The sequence below is a fragment of the Chryseobacterium sediminis genome (assembly GCF_008386505.1).
Lineage (GTDB): Bacteria > Bacteroidota > Bacteroidia > Flavobacteriales > Weeksellaceae > Chryseobacterium > Chryseobacterium sediminis.
In genome coordinates this window covers 1,395,474-1,418,370 of the sequence record NZ_VUNZ01000001.1, presented here as the reverse complement: position 1 = coordinate 1,418,370, position 22,897 = coordinate 1,395,474, and the positions used below count along the sequence as shown (strand labels likewise).

The 22,897-nt window shown below is 37.3% G+C and carries 18 protein-coding genes; 17 read left to right on the top strand and 1 reads right to left on the bottom strand.

All coding sequences use genetic code 11. The features are described 5' to 3' along the window. Position 1 precedes the first annotated feature (1 nt). Positions 2-1,021 (top strand): hypothetical protein, encoded by a 1,020-nt coding sequence (locus tag FW780_RS06570; RefSeq protein WP_149832758.1) that lies wholly within the window; start codon positions 2-4, stop codon positions 1,019-1,021. Then, entirely contained in the window at positions 1,021-5,760 is a 4,740-nt protein-coding gene (locus FW780_RS06565) for a head decoration protein (RefSeq protein ID WP_149832757.1), read from the top strand. Before FW780_RS06570 ends, FW780_RS06565 begins: the two co-directional genes overlap by 1 nt. A 105-nt stretch (positions 5,761-5,865) precedes the next feature. On the opposite strand, the gene FW780_RS06560 is transcribed toward FW780_RS06565, so the two are convergent. Beyond that, positions 5,866-6,312 (bottom strand): hypothetical protein, encoded by a 447-nt coding sequence (locus tag FW780_RS06560; RefSeq protein ID WP_149832756.1) that lies wholly within the window; start codon positions 6,310-6,312, stop codon positions 5,866-5,868. A 526-nt stretch (positions 6,313-6,838) separates the two neighbouring features. Here FW780_RS06560 and FW780_RS06555 point away from each other — a divergent pair. The 15 genes from FW780_RS06555 to FW780_RS06485 all read left to right on the top strand — a co-directional run bounded on the left by FW780_RS06555 (position 6,839) and on the right by FW780_RS06485 (position 22,889). Then, positions 6,839-7,690 (top strand): hypothetical protein, encoded by an 852-nt coding sequence (locus FW780_RS06555; RefSeq protein ID WP_149832755.1) that lies wholly within the window; start codon positions 6,839-6,841, stop codon positions 7,688-7,690. A 2-nt stretch (positions 7,691-7,692) separates the two neighbouring features. After that, positions 7,693-9,111: a phage tail protein gene (locus tag FW780_RS06550; protein WP_149832754.1), complete on the top strand. Its 1,419-nt coding sequence runs from the start codon at positions 7,693-7,695 to the stop codon at positions 9,109-9,111. Between the two features lies 1 nt (position 9,112). Continuing rightward, the gene (locus FW780_RS06545; protein WP_149832753.1) at positions 9,113-11,707 is read left to right on the top strand and encodes a pyocin knob domain-containing protein; all 2,595 of its coding nucleotides are present in this window, start codon (positions 9,113-9,115) and stop codon (positions 11,705-11,707) included. A gap of 393 nt (positions 11,708-12,100) precedes the next feature. Beyond that, positions 12,101-13,156 (top strand): MFS transporter, encoded by a 1,056-nt coding sequence (locus tag FW780_RS06540; RefSeq protein WP_149832752.1) that lies wholly within the window; start codon positions 12,101-12,103, stop codon positions 13,154-13,156. Positions 13,157-13,167: 11 nt separating this feature from the next. Next, a complete protein-coding gene (locus FW780_RS06535; protein ID WP_149832751.1) occupies positions 13,168-15,399 on the top strand; it encodes a molybdopterin oxidoreductase family protein in 2,232 nt (743 codons plus the stop codon). A gap of 13 nt (positions 15,400-15,412) precedes the next feature. After that, positions 15,413-15,988: a 4Fe-4S dicluster domain-containing protein gene (locus FW780_RS06530; protein WP_149832750.1), complete on the top strand. Its 576-nt coding sequence runs from the start codon at positions 15,413-15,415 to the stop codon at positions 15,986-15,988. 11 nt (positions 15,989-15,999) lie between these two features. Further along, positions 16,000-16,521: a QcrA and Rieske domain-containing protein gene (locus tag FW780_RS06525; protein WP_149832749.1), complete on the top strand. Its 522-nt coding sequence runs from the start codon at positions 16,000-16,002 to the stop codon at positions 16,519-16,521. 23 nt (positions 16,522-16,544) lie between these two features. After that, a complete protein-coding gene (locus FW780_RS06520; RefSeq protein ID WP_149832748.1) occupies positions 16,545-16,826 on the top strand; it encodes a DUF6755 family protein in 282 nt (93 codons plus the stop codon). Continuing rightward, positions 16,804-17,808: a GTP 3',8-cyclase MoaA gene (moaA, locus tag FW780_RS06515; protein ID WP_241676864.1), complete on the top strand. Its 1,005-nt coding sequence runs from the start codon at positions 16,804-16,806 to the stop codon at positions 17,806-17,808. The genes FW780_RS06520 and moaA overlap by 23 nt, the downstream gene beginning before the upstream one ends. A 101-nt stretch (positions 17,809-17,909) precedes the next feature. Further along, positions 17,910-18,476, top strand: a complete 567-nt coding sequence (locus tag FW780_RS06510) for a molybdopterin-dependent oxidoreductase (RefSeq protein ID WP_241676863.1) — start codon at positions 17,910-17,912, stop codon at positions 18,474-18,476. 30 nt (positions 18,477-18,506) lie between these two features. Further along, the gene (locus FW780_RS06505) at positions 18,507-19,703 is read left to right on the top strand and encodes a molybdopterin molybdotransferase MoeA (RefSeq protein ID WP_149832746.1); all 1,197 of its coding nucleotides are present in this window, start codon (positions 18,507-18,509) and stop codon (positions 19,701-19,703) included. Continuing rightward, a complete protein-coding gene (locus FW780_RS06500) occupies positions 19,691-20,014 on the top strand; it encodes a winged helix-turn-helix domain-containing protein (protein ID WP_149832745.1) in 324 nt (107 codons plus the stop codon). Before FW780_RS06505 ends, FW780_RS06500 begins: the two co-directional genes overlap by 13 nt. A 4-nt stretch (positions 20,015-20,018) precedes the next feature. After that, positions 20,019-20,585: a molybdenum cofactor guanylyltransferase gene (locus tag FW780_RS06495; RefSeq protein WP_149832744.1), complete on the top strand. Its 567-nt coding sequence runs from the start codon at positions 20,019-20,021 to the stop codon at positions 20,583-20,585. Next, a complete protein-coding gene (locus tag FW780_RS06490; RefSeq protein WP_149832743.1) occupies positions 20,582-22,645 on the top strand; it encodes a TonB-dependent receptor plug domain-containing protein in 2,064 nt (687 codons plus the stop codon). Before FW780_RS06495 ends, FW780_RS06490 begins: the two co-directional genes overlap by 4 nt. A gap of 10 nt (positions 22,646-22,655) precedes the next feature. Continuing rightward, a complete protein-coding gene (locus FW780_RS06485) occupies positions 22,656-22,889 on the top strand; it encodes a MoaD/ThiS family protein (RefSeq protein ID WP_149832742.1) in 234 nt (77 codons plus the stop codon). The last annotated feature ends 8 nt before the right edge of the window (positions 22,890-22,897 follow it).

Below are 22,897 nucleotides of genomic sequence, written 5' to 3'. Positions count from 1 at the left end.
TATGAATAATAACGCAGTAATAAGTAATAACGCAAATCAGGATAATTTTTTCGGTGAGTTGCAACGTACCAGATTTCATTACCATAATTCATTACCTGATACAACTGGAGTTCCTGCTGGTTGGATCATTGATTATAAGGGGCAGCTGCATCAATGGAACGGAGCCGAATGGATTAACCTGGCTCAGAATTATGTACATCCTGATTATCCACTGACCAATAATCCATTTCAGACAGATCAAACAAGCGGACTTCTATTGCTAAGTCAGATTCTGACCAATAGTTCAGGACATGTTATTAAAGTAGCAGGTAGAAATCTTACCAATGCCGATATTGTCTCTATCTTTCTGAATGACGCTACTCAGTCAGGCACTTATACATGGTCATCCAATAAGATTAAAACTTATATTGAAAACTTAATAGGGCAAAGCCTTACAGGAGCATTAATTTATCAGCCCGGAGGTTATATTCCTTCTACTACTGAAGGTTCAATGACGACTCCTTCTCCCGTTACATCAGCCACCATTAAAACAGGGATGGTGTGGGTGATTACAGCAAATGGCTGGGTGGGCAATGAGCCCGTTTCTGTTGGTGATCATCTTATTGCTAATACCGATGATGCTTCCAATGCGCCTAAGAATTATCAGATCATAGAAAAAGGGATTCCTGACATTGTAGATGCTACAGATACAGTGAAAGGACTGATTCAAATCGCTACAGATGTTGAAGCTATTGCGGGTGTTAATCCTATTAAAGCAATGACTCCAAAATCTACCAAAGCTGTTCTGGATGCAAAAATTAAATCCAAAACATGGCAAATCGGAGACGGCTCTTCTGTTGCTTTTTCCATTACTCATGGCTGGGATACCCTGAATGTTGATTATATCTGTTATCGTAATGCTGATAACAGAAAAATAAATGTAAGCTGTGTGGCTACATCGGCAAATGATGTACAGATAGATGTTTTAGCGCCTCTTACCCCGAATGAATATAGAATTACTTTAACTGCAAGACTAGACTAATGATTGCTCCTGAATATTTTAACAATCACATCGCCGTAGAAGGCGAGATCATTGTGAAAAGTGTTCCAAACGATGCAGGTTCTGTAATGGTTTGGAATTCTGTAACGAAAAAAATCAGCAAAAGAACCCATGCGGAAATAGTTTCTGATTTAAATTTAGTAACGACTAATACCGAGCAAGAGATATCGGCAAGAAAAACATTCTCAGGAGCTACCGGGAATGCTTACAATTCAGCTGCTTTAGAATTAAGAGGTAATGGTACATCTGATACAATTTACCCTGCAATTTCTTTTCATCAACCGGGCCTTTATGCCGCTACATTGCAGTATAGGTCAAACGGTTACCACTTTATGAACATCAATGGTAATGATTTTGATTACGTAAATTCTGCCGGTTATAGGAAAAATGGTTCCTCTGATAACTTCTTTTTAACAGGGGGTGGAAATGACTATGATTCCCGAAGAAAAGAAGATTCCTGGTATCATTCCGGAAGAAACTTTCCACAGGGAACATTGATTGAAACTGACGTAGACTATTCTGTAGACTATGGAGATCAGTTTCTTTTAGAGATCAAAGGAAATATGTACGGAAGTGATCAGCCTTTAGATTGTAAGATCCAGGGATATATCTATAACGGTACTATTATTTCTCATAGTGGTTATTCTACATTACATTATTGGAATGGAATTACTGCCTTAAACTTAAACGGTAAACTTTGTTTTTGGTTTGCTCAATTGTCTTATTGGCAGGGGTTTGATGTAAAAGTAACTGTTGGGTATGGAGGTTTAGACCAGGGAAGAAACCGGGTTATTTCAGTTTCGGATCATCCGGATCCGGGAGGGACAAAAAGAGTTGAGATAAACCTTAAGCATTTACTTACAAAGGAGGAATTAGCTTCTGCCGGTACATTTTGGGAGAAAAAAAATACAGGTGGCTATTGGGTATTAGATTCAGATAGACCTATAGCGGGTTTAAATGGTAATAGTTCTCAGGTTATTCTATCAGGTGGTTTACTGGCTTCTTCTGCTTATTCGGACTCTCAGTTTATTCCTCCTTACGGAATACATTCAAGAGGCTTTGTACAAACTGATGAAGGTTTTCAGAACAGATTTTACAAAGTAGATGAAAGAAACAGAATCTGGTCATTTGCCAACGCAGATACTTATGGACTTTCCTATTATCAGGGAAGTGCCAATAGCTTGAATGAAGGGATAGGTTTTCATTTTGGAGATGCCAATAATCCTACCCATTTTCTGGGACGGTCAGGGCAGATTTATTCTAAAGTAGGTATTTATTCTAATTCATTTACTACAGGTAATAACCAGGTTTTAAATTATAGTGGTCCATCTACACTCTATATAGGAAATCCTACCATTAATACGATTATAGAATCTAATAACAATGATATAATACATTCCAAAAATGGAGTAAATGGAGTGGTTTGGGATGCTCATAACTTAGATCCTTCAACTTTTGTTAATGCATCAGCTCTAAATAATTATGTTCCCTATAATGGCGCAGCACAGGATGTTAATCTTGGGGCAAAGGATTTGGAATTTGAAGGAGGAGGATCTGTAAGCAAACACCAGAATAATGTAAGGATTTTTAATAAAGTTTATCAGGGTTATTATGGTGATGGAGGGCACACAGGTATTTTAGCGATTAAAATGCCACAAACTTCAACAGAACATGCCATGTTTAGTATTGATATCAATATTTATGGATATGAAAGCCAATACTTAGGTAAAGTGAATGTAGCTTTCTATAAATATGTATCAGGAACTATGGTTTCTAATGGTTCAAAAGCCATATGGGAAGTAACAGATAACTTTCCTACCACTACAGCAAGGGTTGGGATTGGAACTGATGGCTATGTGAGTATTTTATTAGGAGAATCGAATACATTCTGGAATGGGTATTTCTCATTTGAAGTCGCGAAAGTGGAAGTTAAATACGGAAACTATAATCTTGACTGGAATGTAGGATGGTCTCATGCGATAGAACCTAACTTTGATTTATATCCTGCCAATATTATTGTGTTACCTTCTGATGTAGTTGCTACAAGAAGTTGGTTAACAAATTTTGCAGATAGCAGCTATATTCCTAAAGCAGTTCAGTTCAATGATAACTTCAACGGCCTTGGAGGCTATTCCAGTTCCGGAGTTTATAGAGCAAACAATAACTCAGGAGGAGTTCAGCATTTATACAGTCCAATGTTGCACATGGGGGCTCAGGATACCACAGCACAGTTGCAGATAAAATACAATGATGGTAATGCAGATGCAGGAGAATTAGTCTATAGAAGTGGGCATAATGGTAACTGGACACAATGGAGAAGAGCCTGGGATAATGTAAATTTCAAACCAAGTGATTATCAGACAAGAAACACGGACGAAATTATTTCGGCAGCAAAATCCTATTATAACAGAATACCTTTTAAACTAAAAAATAGTTCATATAAATCCTGGTCAATTCAGAAACCTACCAATAACAACTTAATATTGGCACCTTCTGTTACAAATAATGCAGAAGATTGGGATTTGGCTAACAGGGTAGAATTCACTGATGCCGGGCAGGTTTCATCAAAAGGTTTTAATAAAATCGGGTATAATGATAACTATATCTTAACAGCAGGTGGTGGGCAGAGATTGGCCTCAGACTTTGTATCATCTTCAGACTTAGGAAACTATCTCAGAAAAGATGGTGGTACTATGACAGGAGCCTTTAATATAGAGACTCCAGCGATGTTAGGTAGGTGGAAAAGTACAGCACAAACAGGGAATTACCTGACCTGGCAAAAGTATGACGGGGCTACAGATATAGCTTATATTGGAGCTGATGGAGGTTCTGCTACATGGGGTGGAACAGGAGATAATTTTGTAATTAGAGCGGTAAATGATGGTGATTTATTATTAAATTCAGACAATGGTGCTGTTAGAATTCAGGGTGGTATTCCTTGGACTACCAACAATTTTAACCCCGCAGAATACTTAGCGAAAAGAGGTAATCATCAGGATGCAGCTACAGTAAAAACAGATTATCCTTTAAGCGTTACAGATTGGGCTTCAGGTACCGGATTCCCTACTACTTATGGGAACTCTTTACACATTGCAGGAAATAATACATGGTATCATAGAATAGATTTTCCTTTATTCAGCAATCACTTAGAATATTGGCAGGCGATCAATACAACAACCATGACCAAAAAAGGAAATATTCCTTTATTGTCAGACGGAGAAGCGCTTTGGACTAACAATAATTTTAATCCTGATGCTAAAGTTAATTCCTCAGAAAATGCTCAGACATTAGGATTTTCAAATGGTTTGTCTACAGGTGCGCCTTACATCTATCACAGAACAGATGGCTACGTATTTTTAGCAACACACAATTGGGTTGCCGGCAAGTTTGTCAATGTCGATGGTCAACAAGACATTACCGGACTTAAGACTATTAAAGGAAGAGCAAAAAATACAGCCACGGGCTGGGGCAATACCAGTACATCAGCCGAATATTCTTTCTTAGTAGAAACTGAAAGTGGTTCAAATACTGATAATCAATATACAGCCTCCATAGGATTTTCTTCTAACAGTGGAACACAAGCGGGTATATATGTAAGAAGTAATGATCAAAATGGTACATCTATGGCTTTTGCAACAACAAATTCGTTTGCAGCAGGGCCTCAGATAGCAATGACTATTGATAATCAAGGTACAGTTAACCATGTAAGATCAAGACCTACATTTCAGGGAAATGTAATGTGGGACGCAGGTAATCTTACTACGACCATGATCAGTAATTGGAACAATAAGTTTAAAGATTTAAAGTTTGTTGCTGATTTAAACTTAGTCTCTGAATCTGGAATTTACAGACAGGAAGCCCCTTCTTCCGGCTTTAATTATACTACTACTTTAAATCTCAACTCATCTGATGGCAGACAGCAGTTAACCATTGACAGAGCAGGCGGTGGTATGAAATTCAGAGGTAGTAATTCAGGTTCCGGAGATATTGGATGGCAGCCTTGGAGAACCGTCTGGAGTGATTTGAATTTCTCACAAGGTCATATTAATAACTGGAATTTTATGTCCAGCAATGGCGTTATCGTAAACCAGCAATTTACTAATAATACAGGTAACGGATTAATGCTTGCTGATGAATATAATGGCGGAGAATCTGGTATATATAATGAACAGGATGGATTCTATTTAGCTGTATTGGAAGGTGAGTATTATAAATATTCAAGTAGATATAGTGCCTGGGAAGGTATTAATTTCAATAGAAAGAGCTATAACATTGGTATAGGTACAGATGCTAATGATGCGGATAAAGTAACTGTTTCAGGCTCGGTAAAAGCTACCGAAAACTTTAAATCAAAAGATGAGAAGCCCAATACTTTATTTATTCCGGACGGAAGTCTTTCCTATCTTGAAGATGAGATTATCAATGAAGACTCCAGAATGAGATTGTCTCATGGTATGATTGAGCAGCAGCCGGGAGTTCAGTATTATGATTCTGAAAATAGAATGTTGGTAATCAGATGTAGATATGGTGAGCAATTTACATTAGAAAAATGTTTCCGGGGTCAAAGAATATTGGTAATCAATGCTAGTGACAGCTACGGACAAGGATTTGATATAAGAAGTGCAGGGTATTCATACAAAATACCACCATATAGCTCTATTCAATTATTTGCCTGGGATGAAAAGACTGTTTATAGATATGCCGAAAATAAAATGTATTAAAATGACTAGTCATAACTAATATAAAATGACGTCACTTGTCTTAAAGTGGCGTCATTTGCCCGTTCGTGATCATATCGGGTTATCTTCAAAATTGGGTCGCTAAGATTAATGAACAAGCGCCCATATTAAAACACCGATTCCGGCATAAACAGTCACTGTAATGATATCAGCAATAGGTTGTGAAAAACGTTTTTCTGCAATTTTTTCGCTGTTGATCTGGTTTTTATGAAATTTCAGAACTTTTTTAGGATTATAAACAGCATGAGCAACCAGACTGTCACTTTCCCATCTGTCAACGATTATTTTATAGCTTTTGCCATCAACATCAATTTTGACATTTTTATTAGGAGCAAGCTTCTCCTGAATATTAATCGGAGCAGGCGGTTGAGCTGCCGCATTGGGTAGTTGCGTTGAGGTATTATTAGCTAATTCGGGCGCCTTTCTTGACTCCTTTTTATTCTCGGTTGCCGGATCCGGCTGTTTTTTTACCTGATAAGTATAGCAGCTGGTAAGAGATAACAATGTAATGATGAGGTAAAGATACTTTTGCATTAGCCAAATTTAAGAATTAAACGGAATATTTAGCATTTTCTTTTAAAAGTTCCTGCTTTTATAAAAATTATATCTGTTGGTGACCAAGACACGCTTATTTCAAACCCTTTTATAAATTATTTAGCTCGATCGGGCTTGTTGAGCTGTAAGCTTACTGCAACTACAGAATAGAGAGGCTGAAAAACTTTCACAGGAGCTGGGAAAAAATGAATTTTGAACATTGTAATTACAGAGCAATATCATTCCGTTTCAGAAAGATAGAGTTTACTGCAACTACAGAATGGGAAGGTCAAAAAACTTTTATAAGAGCAAAATAAAAATGAAATTTGAGTTCCAGAGAATGTAAATAGTAACATCTGCAAAATGCCTGGTTTTCTTGCTGATGACATACAGGTAATTCACCAATTGACAGGGTTATAAAAAGGTTGGTCAAAAATCGCCCAAAAATGTAGGATTCCATTCAAAGTAATCATCCTATAGATTTCCCGGATTGTCAATTTTATCAAAATAATTTTCAATAATCACAATGAGTACACCATTAAATATAATTTTCAGTTGGTTTGAAAAAGGTGATATTCCTACAGAGTATCAATTTAAGCAGACCTTTTCTTCATTCCGCCATTTAGATGAAAAAATCAAAATGGATGAAGTGACGGGCTTAAACGAGGCTTTTCAAAAAACACTGTCTGCCACAACTTTTACAAGCCATCTGGAAGATGAAAATGCACATATTTCAGTGCTGGCAAAACGTAATGCGTCCAATCTTACTGATGTCAACGTAGATGAATGGAAAGAAAAATTAAAAATAAAATTTGCCGCTACTATAGATGGGAATGAAGAGACTGGAAATGTCTATACAAAAGAGCAGATCGAAGAAATTGTTAATGTATTTCAGGCAAAAGACGATGAAATGCTTGAACATATTTCGAGAATTAACCAAATATTAGCCTCTAATGACCCCAATCTTGATGAGCTTCAGGAAATCGTAGACTATATCAAAGAAAACAGGAAACAGATAGAATTGCTTAAAGAGGTTGTTATCAGAAATATTTCAGATGATCAGATCAACCTTGCAGGCCTGTATTCACACTGGGGCACAATTACGTATCAAAATCAGTTTAATGATCTGGTGTATGATAAAATTAAAAATATCGAAGATGCGGCCAATGCCGAAAAAATAAAATATGAAGAGAGAGTGAGGGGTGACTCCAGGATAAAACATGATCTTGATACCCTAAGTTTTGTGATTGATGCTTACGACACAGTTACCATGTTTACAATACCTATTAAGGTGAGAAGAATAGACACCAATACAATTGAAGTGCTATTTGATTCAGTACCACCCAATATAATTCAGTTAACAATTAAAAAAATATAATTATGGACATTAAATACGCTTATTATCGAAGCTCTGTTGGATACAAAATAGAAGGGAAAACAGACAATGATATTGTAACCGCTGGCGGCGGTACAAGGGGAATCAATTCCTTTTGGCATGATGGAAATTTAAATCCGTTAGATTATGTACCAAAAACACGTACTTTAACAATTAACGGGACAGCCTATGATTTGTCAGCAAACAGATCATTTACAACGCCAGATACCATTACCCGTCTGAAAGGCGGTGCATCCGGTTCGTTGGTATCCGGAGATGTTACCCTTGCTGCAGGTGCAAATATGGCGGTTAACCAGACAGGAAATACAATTACGTTAGTCTCTACCGATACAACCTACAGTGCAGGTAATGGTTTAACATTGACAGGAGCCTCATTTTCTTTACCGGTTACTACTTCAGGTACAGGAAATGTGGTTACGGGAGTGAGTCAGACAACCAATGGAATAATAGTATCTCTGGGGTCTATGCCCACTACATCTGATTTGGCTAATTATATCCCGTTATCTCAAAAAGGAGCTGCGAATGGGGTTGCTGCACTGGATGCATCCGGATTGGTACCTGCATCTCAATTGCCATCTTATGTGGATGATGTTTTGGAGGGATATTATAAAACTGCTGACGGAAAGTTTTATAAAGAAGCGTCTTATGCTACGCTTATCACTGGTGAGACAGGTAAAATTTATGTATCCCTTGATACCAATAAAACTTACCGATGGACGGGAACAACGTTCGTTTATATCACTTCCGGAGCTGTAGATTCTGTAAACGGATTAACGGGGGTTGTAGTCTTAAACAAATCTCATGTAGGTTTAGGGAATGCCGATAATACGGCAGATGCAGCGAAAAATGTTCTTTCCGCTACAAAATGGACTACAGTACGTACCATTACACTTTCCGGAGTTACCGCAACAGCACAAAATATTGACGGTTCCGGAAACGTAACAGTTCCTATTACTGCTGTCCCTGCAACATTATTAACAGGAACTGCAGCAGTCAATACAACCGGATCAGCTGCAAAATTAACAACTCCGAGAACAATTTCTGCTTCAGGTGATGCTACATGGACAACAACCTTTGATGGTTCTTCCAATGTTACTTCAGGGCTGACATTAGCTGCAACAGGAGTAACTGCCGGGACTTATGATGAGGTGACCGTTGATGCGAAAGGTAGAGTAATTGCCGGAAGTAATAATGTAAAGTCATACACTACCTCTATTTCAGGAACAGGAGGGGTGGTACACAATTTAGGAACCAGAAATATAGATGTAACCATGTATGATACGGTAACCTTGTACAAAATAGAGGGCAGAATAAAATTAACCGATCCGAATAAAATAGATGTTGAATTTGACTCTGCTTTACCTAATGCTGTATCCATAACAGTAACGCGTAAAGATATTTAACATGGATGTAAAATACGCATATTATAACACTTCTAAAGGCTATAAAGTAACGGGCGGCACTGCTGCCCAATTCTTAAAGGCAGATGGTTCCCTGGATAACAACTCTTATGTTAGTAAATCAGGAGACACGATGAGTGGCACCCTCACATTAAATCATGCTGTAAGTAGTACAATAAAAAAAGATTTATCTACAATAACTGCAGCATCAGGGTTTGCGAGAGATATTTTGCAATTAGCAGGTTCTAATGGCGTAGTAGATACTGTTGCATGGTTTGGAGCTGTAGAGGCGGATGGGACAGTAAAAATGTCGTATGGTTATTTCGGTGCAACAGCTTACAATGCTACTAAAGCGCTGCTCTGGACATCAGATCAGAGGGTAGGAATTGGATTAAATGGATCATCCTTGCCGCTGGATGGATACAGGCTTCATGTTTCCGGGAATAGCTATACATCCGGTAATATAGGAGTAGCAGGAACTATTAACAATCCAACAGGTGAGCTTCAGATTCAAAGACAGGGAGTAAACAGGATTAGAACAAGTTCTACCATTACATTAGTTTCAGCGGAGGGAGCTTCAGGAATCATTTATTTGAGGCCTCAGGGAGATTCAACAAGTACAGGGCAGATAACGATCAATGCTAATAATACTCAGTTTGTGGATGCTTATAATTTGTTGTTTGGCAATCAACTATCGACAGGATCAACTATTTTCCATACTAATCTAGCTAACTCCACACATGGTTATGGAATGTGGTTAGGCCATAATTTACAATTTAATGGTACTGATTTTATTCAGCCAAGAGGATCATTAAATTCTTTGGGCCTTACTGTGAACAACCATAAAACTTTTTCATTTAATTATGGCAGTGCTACCGGTACAAATGGCAGTGTTCCCACATTAACTGAGGTTGTGAAAATTAGTAATACCGGTAAAATTACAACGTTAAATGATGGAACCTCCTCAGATTGGATGTCAGCATACAATACAGGGCTTGTTTACAGAGGTGTTTTAAGTCCTACAGTAGATTTAAATAGTATTACTTCTACAGGATGGTGGGTTCAGACAGGAAATGCAAACGCCACTTCTGCAAATAATTATCCCGCAGGTTTAGCAGGACAACTAAGAGTTTACTATAGTTCAGTACATATAGTTCAGGAATATACTACGTATGCTAATAACAATGACGTTTATAGAAGGTACTATTTTAGCGGAACTTGGTATCCTTGGACAAAAGACTGGGATTCAAATGATTTTTCTGCCACCAATATAAACAACTGGAATACCGCATTTAATTGGGGAAATCATGCCAATGCAGGATATCTTACGAGTGCTTTATTATCTAATTACTACACAAAAAGTGAATCTTTAGATTTATTTGTTGGAAAAACCGGAGTTGAAACAATAAGTGATACAAAGACATTTACCCATAGTCCTGTGATTCCAAATGGAACGTTAGGAACTCATGCTGTAAACAGGAACCAAATTGCATTAAGTGCCAGCCCTGAAAATGAAGGAGGACAGCAATTAACTATAAGTGGCAACAATTCTGTTAGTCTTACAAATTACTTTGTAACATCAAAAGACGGATCAAGAAATGCAGATGATATTACACCCAATTCTACACCTAGAAGAGTAAGATTTGATTTTGCTAAATCTAACAGTGCAGGTCTGGGAGCGTCTGGAAATTATGCAGGTATAATGACTTACGCTCCATGGGATGGTACCACTGCCTCTACAGGCGATTCATCCTATCAGTTAGCATTTGCCAATCAGAATGGGATTAATGGTTCCGGCGTTCCGATGCTGAAAATCAGAAAAGGAATTGATGGAAGCTGGACGACACCATGGTATAAATTATGGACAGAGGCAGATTTTACTGAAACAAATATCCAGCAATGGAATTATATGACTCAGTATGGATTACAGCTAAACCAGGACTTTACGGTAAATACCGGATCAGGTTTAATGATTTCGGATAACCATCTGAATAGTTCCGAGTCAGGTATTGTAGATATTCATCAGAAAAGGTTTTTAGCAACGAAACGAAAAGAATATTATTCTTATGGTTCTGAGTATGATGGGTTGGGAGGTTTAAATTTCCATATAGAGTCTGCTCACTTCGGAATGGGAAGAGGAGCCAATGATAGTGATAAGTTAGCGGTAAAAGGATCCATAAAAGCCAGTGAAAACTTTAAATCTGAAGATGAAAACCCAGATACAATGTTTATTCCTAATGGCAGAACAGCTACTCTCAAAGATGAAATTGTTAATGATCAGTCTGATCCTAAGGATTATGCCGTTAGATTAGATCCGCATGAATATGAGTTCTCTTCCAGCAATCTTAGCATAGATGATAGAAACAGGCTTATCCATATTATTGGAGAACAGATTAAAATGGTGGTCAATTTCAAAGAAATCTACCCAAAACAGCAGATCGTTATTTATAACTTTGACAATGGTGGAGGTACGATGGGAGTTGATGTATATGGTAAAAGAATATATAATATCAGCCCGGGCTGTTTCCTTAGGTTATATGTGACAAAATCACGAAGAATAATTGCAGAACAAGAGCAAAACTGTAAGTTTATCTGGTAAAAAATAGAATAGTTATTCTACGGAATATAGATTAAAAACTTCTTACTATCATGTAAGATAAAGCCCACAGTCAGAGATGAAAGTCTTCTGACTGTGGGCTTTGTGCTGTAGTATGCAAATCTTATTTTCAATGAGAAATGATAAAGTTTTTTGATCTCTGATTTTACGAACATCAGGAATATTTTTAAAGTATAATTTTTTATATGATGTAAATCATATTTGATTTAAAGTGTTGTTTATCAGTATTTTTTGGTCTGTAATTTCAGTAATTTATTTTGAATAATTTTAAATAAGACAAAATAGTCTTATTTAAAATTTCATTGCTGTATCTTTGCTTAAGAATAATATAGTTTCTCCTTGAGAATTCATCATTGACTAGTAAAAACATAAAAGATGTTCAGCATTTTTACAAATATCAACAGGAAAGCATTCATTAATGCCATTATTGCAACTTTAGTGGTTATCGCTATGACAATAATAGGGTCTGTTAATCTTCAGAACTTTGATGCCGCGTTAATTATTTATTTCTTCGGAACAATCAGTATGACTTTTGGAGTGGTCTATCACCACTCAGTATGGAAACAGCGTCCGGCAACACAGAAATACTGGAAACGCACATGGGAATTTATTTTCAGCAAAGATTATCCCATATACATCAAAGAAGTAATCCGTTTATCTGTCCGTAATATTTTATTTCAACGATTTATTCTTCCAAGAGGTAAGGCAAGATGGTTTGGCCATTTTCTTTTAGCTACAGGATGTCTTATATCTTTTGCCGTGACTTTTGGATTGACATTCGGATGGATGCATTTTACCCTAAAGGAAGGAACTACTGATATGTACGAAACTCATATGATGGGTTTTACAGTGATGACTTTCCCTCTTAATACAATAATGGCCCTCATATTATTTCATATTCTGGTCTGGACTGCAATTATGGTCATTATCGGATGTCTGATCATGATGCACAGGAGATTTGTAGACGAAGGGCAGATTGCAACCCAATGGTTTGAGAGAGACTGGTTGCCGTTGATTTTATTGGTAGCGGTTTCTGTTACGGGCTTAGGAATTTGGTTTGACTATTCTTTTTTGGAGGGGAAAATGAGCCAGTTTATGGCAATTACCCATGCCATTACCGTAGCGCTGTTTCTGATGTGGATTCCTTTTGGGAAATTCTTTCACATTTTCCAAAGACCTGCGCAGGTAGGAGCCAATATTTATAAAATTGAGGGAAAACGCAGAGGAATGCAGGTTTGTCCGCACACCGGAGACGAGTACACTACAAAAATGCACATCGAAGACTTGAAAGAAATTACACAAGAAATGGGATTTGATCTTGAGCGTGAAGATGGTAAAAGCTATCTGGACTATAGCCCGGAAGGAAAAAGAGCAATGCTTGCAAAAGCACATCTTAAAGCAAGACAGGAATCAGGAACTTATTTTGGTTAAAATAAAATATAATGGCAAAATTACCCGTATCAGCCGACGAAATCATCAGTGTATTCGGACCACATCAACACTATCCCAATAAAGGAACAGTAAGATCTAACCCTCAGAATCCTGATGCTTTAATAAAAACACATTGCTGCTTTTGTGGCCTGCAATGTGGAATTCAGCTAAAAGTAAAAGACAAAAAAGTAGTAGGCTTTGAACCCTGGAATGATTTCCCTTTTAATGAAGGAAGATTATGCCCCAAAGGAGTTCAGCGATATATGCAGGACAATCATCCGGATCGTTTGCTTTCTCCTTATAAAAGAGTAGAAGGAAAAGGTTTTGTACCTATAGAATGGGATGAAGCTTATGATGCAGTTATTAAAGAAATCAGAAGAATACAGGATCAGTATGGGAAAAATGCGTTTGCAATGCTTTCCGGTGTTTCACTGACCAACGAAAAAAGTTATATGGTGGGAAAATTCGCCCGCGTTGCCTTAAAAACTGCTAATCTTGATTATAACGGCCGTCTCTGTATGGTAAGTGCAGGTGCAGGAAATAAAAAAGCATTTGGGATGGACCGCTCTTCCAATAGCTGGGCAGATTTGGCGCATGCAGAAGTTATTATCATTACCGGAGCCAACGTAAGTGAATGTTTTCCGGTTCTCACACACAAGATTTGGGAAGCTCGTGATAACGGAGCGAAATTAATTGTAATTGATCCACGTCAGATACCCATTGCGAGAACTGCAGATATTCATTTGCCCCTTAGACCGGGAACTGATTCTGCATTAACGAATACGATGCTTAAGGTTCTGATTGATAATAATTGGCTGGATAATGATTTCATTAACAATTATACCTCAGGATTTGAAGAAACAGCTGAGGCGGTAAAAGAATGTACATTAGAATGGGGCGAAGAAGTTACTGGAATTCCAAAAGAATTGATTTTTAAAGCCGCAGAAATGTGGGGGAAAGCAAAAACCAGCTTCCTGATGCATGCTCGTGGAATAGAACACCATTCTAAAGGAGTTCAGAATGTTTCAAGCTGTATCAATTTGGTGCTGGCAACAGGCAGAATCGGTAAACCTTATTGCGGTTACGGAACAATTACCGGACAGGGAAACGGGCAGGGAGGAAGAGAACATGGTCACAAATGCGATCAGCTTCCCGGAAACAGAGACATTGAAAATCCTGAACACCGAAAATTTGTAGCAGATGTCTGGGGAATCAAAGAAGAAGATCTGCCACGAAAAGGCTTGAGCGCCTATGAAATTATCGAAGCCATCAACCGTGGTGAGATCAAAGGACTTTTATCAATTTGTTTTAATCCGCTGGTTTCCTTACCTAATAATAACAATGTACGTGCAGCACTAGAAAAACTGGAATTCTATGCCGGAATTGATTTCTTTTTATCCGAAACCCTGCGTCATGCCAACATCATTCTTGCCGGCTCATTACAGGAAGAGGAAGAAGGAACAACTACATCTGCTGAAGGTCGGGTAATTAGAATCCGGGCAGTAGTAGACCCACCTGGGAAAGCCAAAAGAGACAGCGAAATTCTGATGGAACTAGCAAGAAGATTAGGGGAAGGAGACAAATTCAATTATAAAAACAGTGAGGAAACTTTTAATGAATTAAGAGTAGCTTCAAAAGGCAGTGCAGCAGACTATTACGGTATTACCTATGAAAGAGTAGAAAAGAATTTGGGTATTTTCTGGCCCTGCCCAACTGAAGATCATCCCGGAACTCCCAGACTTTGGGAAGACAGACAATTTAATACCAATGATAAAAAAGCACATTTCAATCCTACTCCCTACAAAAAACCAACCGAAGAACCGGATGCAGATTATCCGGTTGTTCTAACGACAGGAAGGGTGGTAAGTCAATACTTAAGTGGTTCACAAACAAGAAGAATTGGGAAATTAGTAGACCTGTATCCGGAACCTTTACTGGAAATTCATCCAAAGCTTGCAGCAGAATATGGCATTGAAGAAAACGATCTGATTAAGGTTTCTACAAGAAGAGGAAGCGCTTTGTTCCCTGCAAATGTTGTAGAAACAATCAGACAGGACACCGTATTTATCCCTTACCATTGGGGAGGGGTAAACTCAGCAAATCAATTAACGATTGATGCTTTAGACCCTGTATCAAAAATTCCTGAGTTTAAGGTCTGTGCCTGCAAAATAGAAAAGACAGGAAGAAAAAAAGGAGAGCATTCAAAAGAATTTGCCAATCAAAGCAGAGACATTCAATATTAAGTTAAAAAAAATTATGGCAGAGCAATTTGAGAGATTTAATGATATGGAGTTTTTCGTGGATATGCAGCGATGTATAGGCTGTCACTCGTGTGAGATGGCTTGTGCAGAGTGCGAAACCAATGGAGAAACCTCAATGATTCATATTCATTATGTGGACAGAGCAGAAACAATTCAGACTACCGTTCAGGTATGTATGCACTGTGAAGATCCTATATGTGCCAATGTTTGTCCGGCAGATGCCATCACAAAAGACGAGTACGGAATTGTTCACACTGCAGATACTTCCAAATGTATCGGCTGTGCCAACTGTGTTATCGGCTGTCCGTTCGGAGTTCCGCAAATTCCGGATCAGAGCGCAATGCTGATGATGAAATGTAACATGTGCTACGACAGAACCAGTACAGGTCTGAAACCTATGTGTGCCACGGTTTGTCCAAGTGGAGCATTAACCTTTGATACCAGAGAAAACGTAGCTAAGAAAAGACCGAACAGTACACCGGTTAACCGCTTTATTTTCGGAAAGGAAATCGTAAACACAAAAGTAAATATAATGATGCCGAAAGGCAGTGAAGAATTAAAAGTCTTTTAAAACTAATTACAATGTCAGAAGATAATAAAAAAATACCCGCCTGGAAAGCTGATTTTCCGATCAAAAAACGTGAAGCAGCCTATGTTTCCAGAAAAGAATTCATCAAATTGATTACCTTTTTTTCAGGGACTTTAGCATTGGCTAATGTTGCCATTCCTGCATTCAATTTTTTTAAAGAAGAAAAGGAAATTGGGCAATATTTCGTTGGATTGACAACGGATCTCAATGTAGGAGGAATGCGGACTTTCTATATCAATGAAGATCATAGAACGCCTTATATGCTGATTCGTCTGTCAGAAGATAAATGGAAAGTCTTTGAGCAGAAATGCACCCATCTTTCCTGTTCGGTTTTATACAATCATAATGAAAAAGTGATAGAATGTCCTTGCCATCATGGTTTTTTCAATCCAGAGGATGGTTCGGTTATACAAGGACCGCCGCCCAGACCACTTCCGCAACTTACGGTTGTTATCAAGGAAGATAAAATATTCGTAACAGATTTCGTAAAAGTAACAGAAGAATCTCACGGATAGATTCACCCAAAAAATAACAAAAGATGTCAGTACGAAAGAAACCCATAAAAAAAGTAACCTTCAGAGTCAATGAAATGCTTGTAGCCATTATCAGTGTTTATATTTTACTGGTAAGTCTGCAGATGTGGCTTCTGTTTGGAACCATCAATAAAGCTTTAGACAAAGAGCATTTAGACTTTTCAACCTATTCAGCCATTGCTTCGGTTATCATATTTCTGTGTACAATGTTCTTTTTAAGATATGTACCGGATATTCCGACAGGTCAAAATAAAAAACAGGAAGATGAAAATGACAATGCCTACTGATCTGCTTGATTCTTTTGGCAGAAAGCACGATTATCTTAGACTTTCAATTACCGATAGCTGTAATTTCAGATGTCTGTACTGCATGCCAGATGAGCCTTTTAAAAGTACACCATCCATCGAGTTGATGAGCAGCCAGGAAATTTTTGAAATTGCAAAAATCTTCGTTAATGAATTTAATATCAATAAAATTCGGATTACAGGTGGAGAACCTTTGGTAAGAAATGATTTTGAAACAATTATCCGTCAGATTTCAACATTAGGTACAAGTATAGGAATAACAACCAATGGTGTTTTGCTTCACAAATATTTTGATTTATTTCAGGAATGTGGTGTTAAAAACCTCAATATCAGTATTGATTCTTTAGATCGGGATAAGTTTAGGTATATTACCAAAAGAGACTTATTTCAAACAGTTTGGGAGAATATCAAAGACAGTATTAATAGAGGGTTCAATGTTAAGCTGAACGTTGTAGTCATGCGAGGTTTCAATGAAGATGAAATTCCTGAGTTCATAGCCTTGTCACATCATTACCCAATTGAGCTGAGGTTTATAGAATTCATGCCCTTTAACGGAAATTCCTGGGAAAAAGAAAAAGTAATTCCAATTGCGGAGATGCTCACTATCATTTCTCAGCATTTCACGCATGAAAAAATAGAAGATCATAAAAATGATACCTCCAGAAAATATAGAGTTAACGAAGAAAGTAAAGGTGTTTTTGGATTGATCTCTACCATGAGCAACTCATTTTGTGCAGGATGTAACCGTATCAGAATAACCTCTGATGGAAAAATGAAAAACTGCCTCTTTGGTGCTGATGAGTTTGATTTGCTTAAAGCTTTCAGAAATAAAGAAGAAATAACAGAACTCATACAACTCGGTATGATCAAAAAACACAAAGAAAAAGGCGGACAATTTTCTGAAATGGAAAGTGTCAGGAACCAATCAATGATCAATCGAAGTATGATCAAAATAGGAGGATAAAATTTTTATAAACCGATAGGATAAAAAAGACATAACGAAGCTATAGTAAACTCAATAATTTATAAACAATGAGACACATAACTAAATTCATTGCTGTTGTCATGATAACATTCATAATGATACAGTGTACAAAATCAGAAACTGCTCAGGCTAAAAAACAGGCAGAGACCTCACAAGCCATTTCTGAAAAAGAAAACCATAAACATGATGATAAAGATGATCTGAAATATGTAAGCAGTGAAGTACACGTAAAAGGAGATGTAGTCAACCCGCTTACCTTAACGGTAGATTCTTTGAAAAAAATGAATGTGAAGGAACTCCGTGACTTCAAAATTGTCTGTCAGAGCGGCTTAACCAAAGACAGTATAGAATCTACAAAAGGTGTTCTTCTTACAGATATTTTAAATAAAGCAAAAATCGCCCAAAAGGATCATAAAGACCGTAATTTTTACATTGTTGCCCGTGCTGCAGATGATTACAAGGCTACATTTTCCTGGGCAGAATTATTCAACAATCCAACAGGAGAAAAAGTATATGTGGTTTTTGAACAAAACGGAGAACCGCTAAAGAAAAAAGGAGAAATGATTGTGGTAAGTCTTTCTGATATCAAAACAGGCCCTCGTCATGTAAAATGGCTGAAAAGCATAGAAGTGACAAGAGTTAAATAATCAAATTGAAAAATTTCAAACCTAAAAAAGATGAACCATTTTATATCCGTTTCCGAAGCCAGAAAAATCATTGAAAATCAGATTTTCAGAACAGAAAAAATAGAGCTTTCACTTTTAGAAGCACAGGGATTTTATGCTGCAGAAGAGATACGGGCAACTTTAGATGTTCCATCTTTTGATAACTCTGCAATGGACGGATATGGATTCCGTTTTGATGATCTGGCAGAATATACGGAATTGAAGGTTACCCGGATAATTCCCGCAGGAATCTCAAAAAATGATTTTGTTTTAGGCAGGGGAGAAGCCGTTCGCATTTTTACAGGTGCAAAAATTCCACAAGGTGTTGATACTGTTGTAATGCAGGAAAAGGTAAAACAGAATGAAGATCTTATTCATTGTAAAAATATTGAAATTCAAAAAGGTGAAAATATTCGTCTGAAAGCTTCACAGACATTGTCAGGAACTGTGATTGTTGAAAGAAATACATACATCAATCACGCAGTGATCGGATTTTTAGCTGGATTTGGAATTGAAAAAGTTACAGTTTATCAGCGTCTGAAAATGGGGCTCGTTTTCACAGGAAATGAATTGGTAGAACTGGGAAATCCTTTGTCGGAAGGTGAAATTTACAATTCCAATAAATATACTCTGCAAGCAGCTTTGGCAGAAATCAATCATCAGTTTTCGTACATAAAGCATGCTGAAGATACGGAAGAGGCAACATTTCATGCGATCAGAGAAGTTTTACAGCATAATGATGTTGTGTTGATCACAGGGGGAATTTCGGTGGGGGATTATGACTATGTGAAACCTGCTCTGGAAAAGTTGGACGTTAAAGAATTATTCTACAAAATCAGGCAAAAACCTGGAAAACCACTGTTTTTCGGAACGCAAAATGAGAAATTTGTTTTCGCATTACCAGGAAATCCTGCTTCTGTTTTTTCCTGTTACCATCAGTATGTGAAGCCATTCTTACTTGGGTGTTTCGGACGTGAAAACTTTGATGAGGAAGTGGATTTTGCTATTTCAGAATCTTACGTAAAGAAAAAAAACAATGAGCAAACCCAGTTTCTGAAGGCATTTTATTCAAAAGGAAATGTTCATATTCTCAACGGTCAGGAATCCTATAAAATGAATTCAGCAGCTCAGGCCAATTGTCTGGTAGAATTTTCTGAAACAGCCACTGAAATACATATTGGTGAAAAAGTGAGAATATGGAAAATCTGAAAATTAAAGGAAGAATATGGATAGAAACCGGATCCGGCCTGAAGATAGGTGTCGGAAGAGCCAGACTTTTAGAGCATATTCATCAGTTGGGAAGTATTGCCGAAGCGGCGAAAGCACTCAAAATACCCTATCGGAAAGCTTGGGGAATCGTGCGTGATATTAACGCTAATTCTTCCAGTGAAATTGTTACAAAAGAAGTGGGAGGAAAATCCGGAGGGCAAAGTCTGCTCACTGATTACGGAAAACTTATCGTTGAAAAATTCAGGACAGCGGAAGAGTCTTTTATAAAATTTTCAAAGGAAACAATTTAAAATCATGAAAGCAATTGTTTTAGCAGGAGGGCAAAGTTCCAGAATGGGACAGGACAAAGCCTTGATGAAGCTGGGCGGGAAAACTGTGATAGAGCATGTAATAGATAATTTGGCGAAGGTCTTTGATGAGGTTTATATTTCAGTCAACCATTCAAATTATCCGAATTCTAAAGGGATCATTAAAGACATTATTACCCTTAAAGGCCCGATGGGAGGAATTCGTTCAGCTTTAGAACACTGTGGAGAAGATATTTTTGTCTGCAGTTGTGATATGCCTTTCTTTTCACCAGAGTTAATAGAAAGTATACTTCAAAAAAAAGAGGAAAACAGGATAAATGTAGCACAGTATAAAGAAAAAGTGTATCCGGTTGTGGGAATTTACCCCTTTAGCATTCTTGATGCCTTAACAAGATCAATAGAAAACGAGAACCTGAAAATGATGTACTTTCTTGAGTTGCAAAATGCCAATTATATACAGTTTGGTGGTGATTTTGAAAATCAGTTTTTGAATATCAATACACCGGAATGCTTTAAAAATGCCGAAATTTTAATTAATCAGTTAAGAAAATGAAAAAGAATTATGTGATTGCAGGGGCAATTTTGCTCTCTCTCAATATGTTTGGGCAGGAACAGGTGAAGGTAGATACCCTACAGAAGCTTTATGAAATTCAGGAGGTCAATATCCACGGGAAAGAAAGGAATGAAGGGCCCATTACCAGAATTGATGCTGAGCTGATGCAGGATTTTAACAAAATGAATGTGGTAGATGCGGTAAATCTACTGCCTGGTGTAGGCATCACACAGATGGGAGCAAGAAATGAAGGAAGCATTCTGGTACGGGGATTTAATTCCCTCAGAACACCGGTTTTTTATGACGGAATTCCTATTTATACACCTTATGACGGTAATTTTGATTTGAGCCGGTTTACCACTTTTGATATCAATAGTATTTCTGTGGAAAAAGGATTGGTTTCCGTTCAGTATGGTCCCAATACAATGGGGGGAGCTGTAAACATTATATCCAGAAAACCAGTAAAGATCTTGGATATTGATGGCCAGTCAGGAGTGGGTTTTGCAGACGGAGCCGGTATTAATTCTTATTTTACATCACTCAACATCGGAACAAGGCAGAAGAAATATTACTTAATGGGTTCCGCTTCAATCTTGAAAATTGATAATTATATAATTTCCAGAAAGTTTGACCGTACAGAATTGCAACCCTCATTGGAAAGAGAAAATTCCGGATCTGTTGATGTCAGATTAAGTGCAAAATTTGGGTATACGCCTAACAAAACAGATGAGTACTCATTGAGTGTTCTTTCACAAAATGCTGATAAGAATATCTCACCCAATGCTTACAATAAAGGAAACAGTAATTGGCGCGATTATCCGATATATGATAAAAGAAGTGTATACATTAAAACAAAGACTTTAATTGCTCCCAAAACCTTCCTGAATTTTACGGGATACTATGATACCTATTACAATAAAATGAAGCAGTATGACGATAATACCTATACTTTACTCAACAAAAATTCTTCTTTTTCGAGTGTTTATGATGACTATTCATTAGGTGCGATTCTCAATCTGACCACAGAAGCGGTCAAAAACAATGTCATTACCCTTTCAGTAAACAACAAATACGATTCACATACAGAATACAACGAAGAAATTTTAGCTGACAGTAATTCAGGACAAAAGTTCAAAGCCGGAGAACCGGAACAAAATTATAAAGACAACACTTTTTATGTTGGTGTAGAAGATGTTGTAACTATAAATTCTTTTTTAAAAGCAGTGATTGGAGCATCTTTTAATTCAAGAAACAACATCAAAGCTCAGGAATACGGAACTCATTATGAAACAGGAGAAAAGAATGTTTTATATGATTTCCCGAAAGGGTCTGATCATGCATTAGACTACAAAGGAGGAATTATCATAGAACCTTTTAAAAATCATGTTATTACAGCATCTGCATCTAAAAGATCAAGATTTGCCTCTCAGAAAGAAAGATATTCCAGCCGTTTTGGAAGTCAGGTTCCCAATCCGGATTTGAAATCAGAGTACACATGGGCTTACGATATTACCTATTCTGCAAAGCTTGGAAACAATTTTAACTATGAAGTTTCAGGATTTATCAATACGATACGGGATGCCATTTTTGCAAGAACAGTCGGAACTTTAGACAACGGAAATCCTATTGTTCAGAATGTAAACATTGGTAAAGCTGTATTTCAGGGATATGAACTGGCCCTGAATTACATGCCGATGAGGAATATTACGTTGGGAGCCAATTACAGTTATATTGACATGAAGGACAAAACAGAAGGAAGCAGTGAAAAATTCACCGATGTTCCTAACCATAAAATGATGGCCTACACAAAATTAGAGGCTCCGTCACTTCGCTCTGCCCTCAATATTAATGTAGAATTTTATGGAAAAAGATATATAACCAGCACAGGAGATCAGGCCCCTGAATTTACCCTGGTGAATGCCAAACTCTCTGTAAATATTGTAAAAGGGGTGAACTTTGACTTCGGTGTCAGAAACCTGTTAGACAGAAATTATTATTTGTCTTATGGGTACCCAAAAGAGGGAAGATCATTCATAACAGCATTAAATTATCACTTTTAAAATTAAAATAATGACACTTAAAATATTTGGAAAACTTACGGACATCTTCAGGAAAGATCAATATGATTTAGACATAGAAAACATCAGTAATGTTTCTGATTTAAAAAAAGTATTGAATGAAAAATTTCCGGCTTTAAAAGATCTTACATTTTTAATTGTAGTGAACGGAGTAAAGGCTGAAGACAGTGAACCCATTTCCGGAGATGCAGAAATCGCTTTGCTGCCACCTTATTCAGGAGGTTGATACCTATC

Coding starts and splice junctions, on each gene's coding strand:
- FW780_RS06570 (WP_149832758.1), top strand. CDS start 2: ATGAATAATAACGCAGTAATAAGTAATAACGCAAATCAGGATAATTTT.
- FW780_RS06565 (WP_149832757.1), top strand. CDS start 1,021: ATGATTGCTCCTGAATATTTTAACAATCACATCGCCGTAGAAGGCGAG.
- FW780_RS06560 (WP_149832756.1), bottom strand. CDS start 6,312: ATGCAAAAGTATCTTTACCTCATCATTACATTGTTATCTCTTACCAGC.
- FW780_RS06555 (WP_149832755.1), top strand. CDS start 6,839: ATGAGTACACCATTAAATATAATTTTCAGTTGGTTTGAAAAAGGTGAT.
- FW780_RS06550 (WP_149832754.1), top strand. CDS start 7,693: ATGGACATTAAATACGCTTATTATCGAAGCTCTGTTGGATACAAAATA.
- FW780_RS06545 (WP_149832753.1), top strand. CDS start 9,113: ATGGATGTAAAATACGCATATTATAACACTTCTAAAGGCTATAAAGTA.
- FW780_RS06540 (WP_149832752.1), top strand. CDS start 12,101: ATGTTCAGCATTTTTACAAATATCAACAGGAAAGCATTCATTAATGCC.
- FW780_RS06535 (WP_149832751.1), top strand. CDS start 13,168: ATGGCAAAATTACCCGTATCAGCCGACGAAATCATCAGTGTATTCGGA.
- FW780_RS06530 (WP_149832750.1), top strand. CDS start 15,413: ATGGCAGAGCAATTTGAGAGATTTAATGATATGGAGTTTTTCGTGGAT.
- FW780_RS06525 (WP_149832749.1), top strand. CDS start 16,000: ATGTCAGAAGATAATAAAAAAATACCCGCCTGGAAAGCTGATTTTCCG.
- FW780_RS06520 (WP_149832748.1), top strand. CDS start 16,545: ATGTCAGTACGAAAGAAACCCATAAAAAAAGTAACCTTCAGAGTCAAT.
- moaA (WP_241676864.1), top strand. CDS start 16,804: ATGAAAATGACAATGCCTACTGATCTGCTTGATTCTTTTGGCAGAAAG.
- FW780_RS06510 (WP_241676863.1), top strand. CDS start 17,910: ATGATAACATTCATAATGATACAGTGTACAAAATCAGAAACTGCTCAG.
- FW780_RS06505 (WP_149832746.1), top strand. CDS start 18,507: ATGAACCATTTTATATCCGTTTCCGAAGCCAGAAAAATCATTGAAAAT.
- FW780_RS06500 (WP_149832745.1), top strand. CDS start 19,691: ATGGAAAATCTGAAAATTAAAGGAAGAATATGGATAGAAACCGGATCC.
- FW780_RS06495 (WP_149832744.1), top strand. CDS start 20,019: ATGAAAGCAATTGTTTTAGCAGGAGGGCAAAGTTCCAGAATGGGACAG.
- FW780_RS06490 (WP_149832743.1), top strand. CDS start 20,582: ATGAAAAAGAATTATGTGATTGCAGGGGCAATTTTGCTCTCTCTCAAT.
- FW780_RS06485 (WP_149832742.1), top strand. CDS start 22,656: ATGACACTTAAAATATTTGGAAAACTTACGGACATCTTCAGGAAAGAT.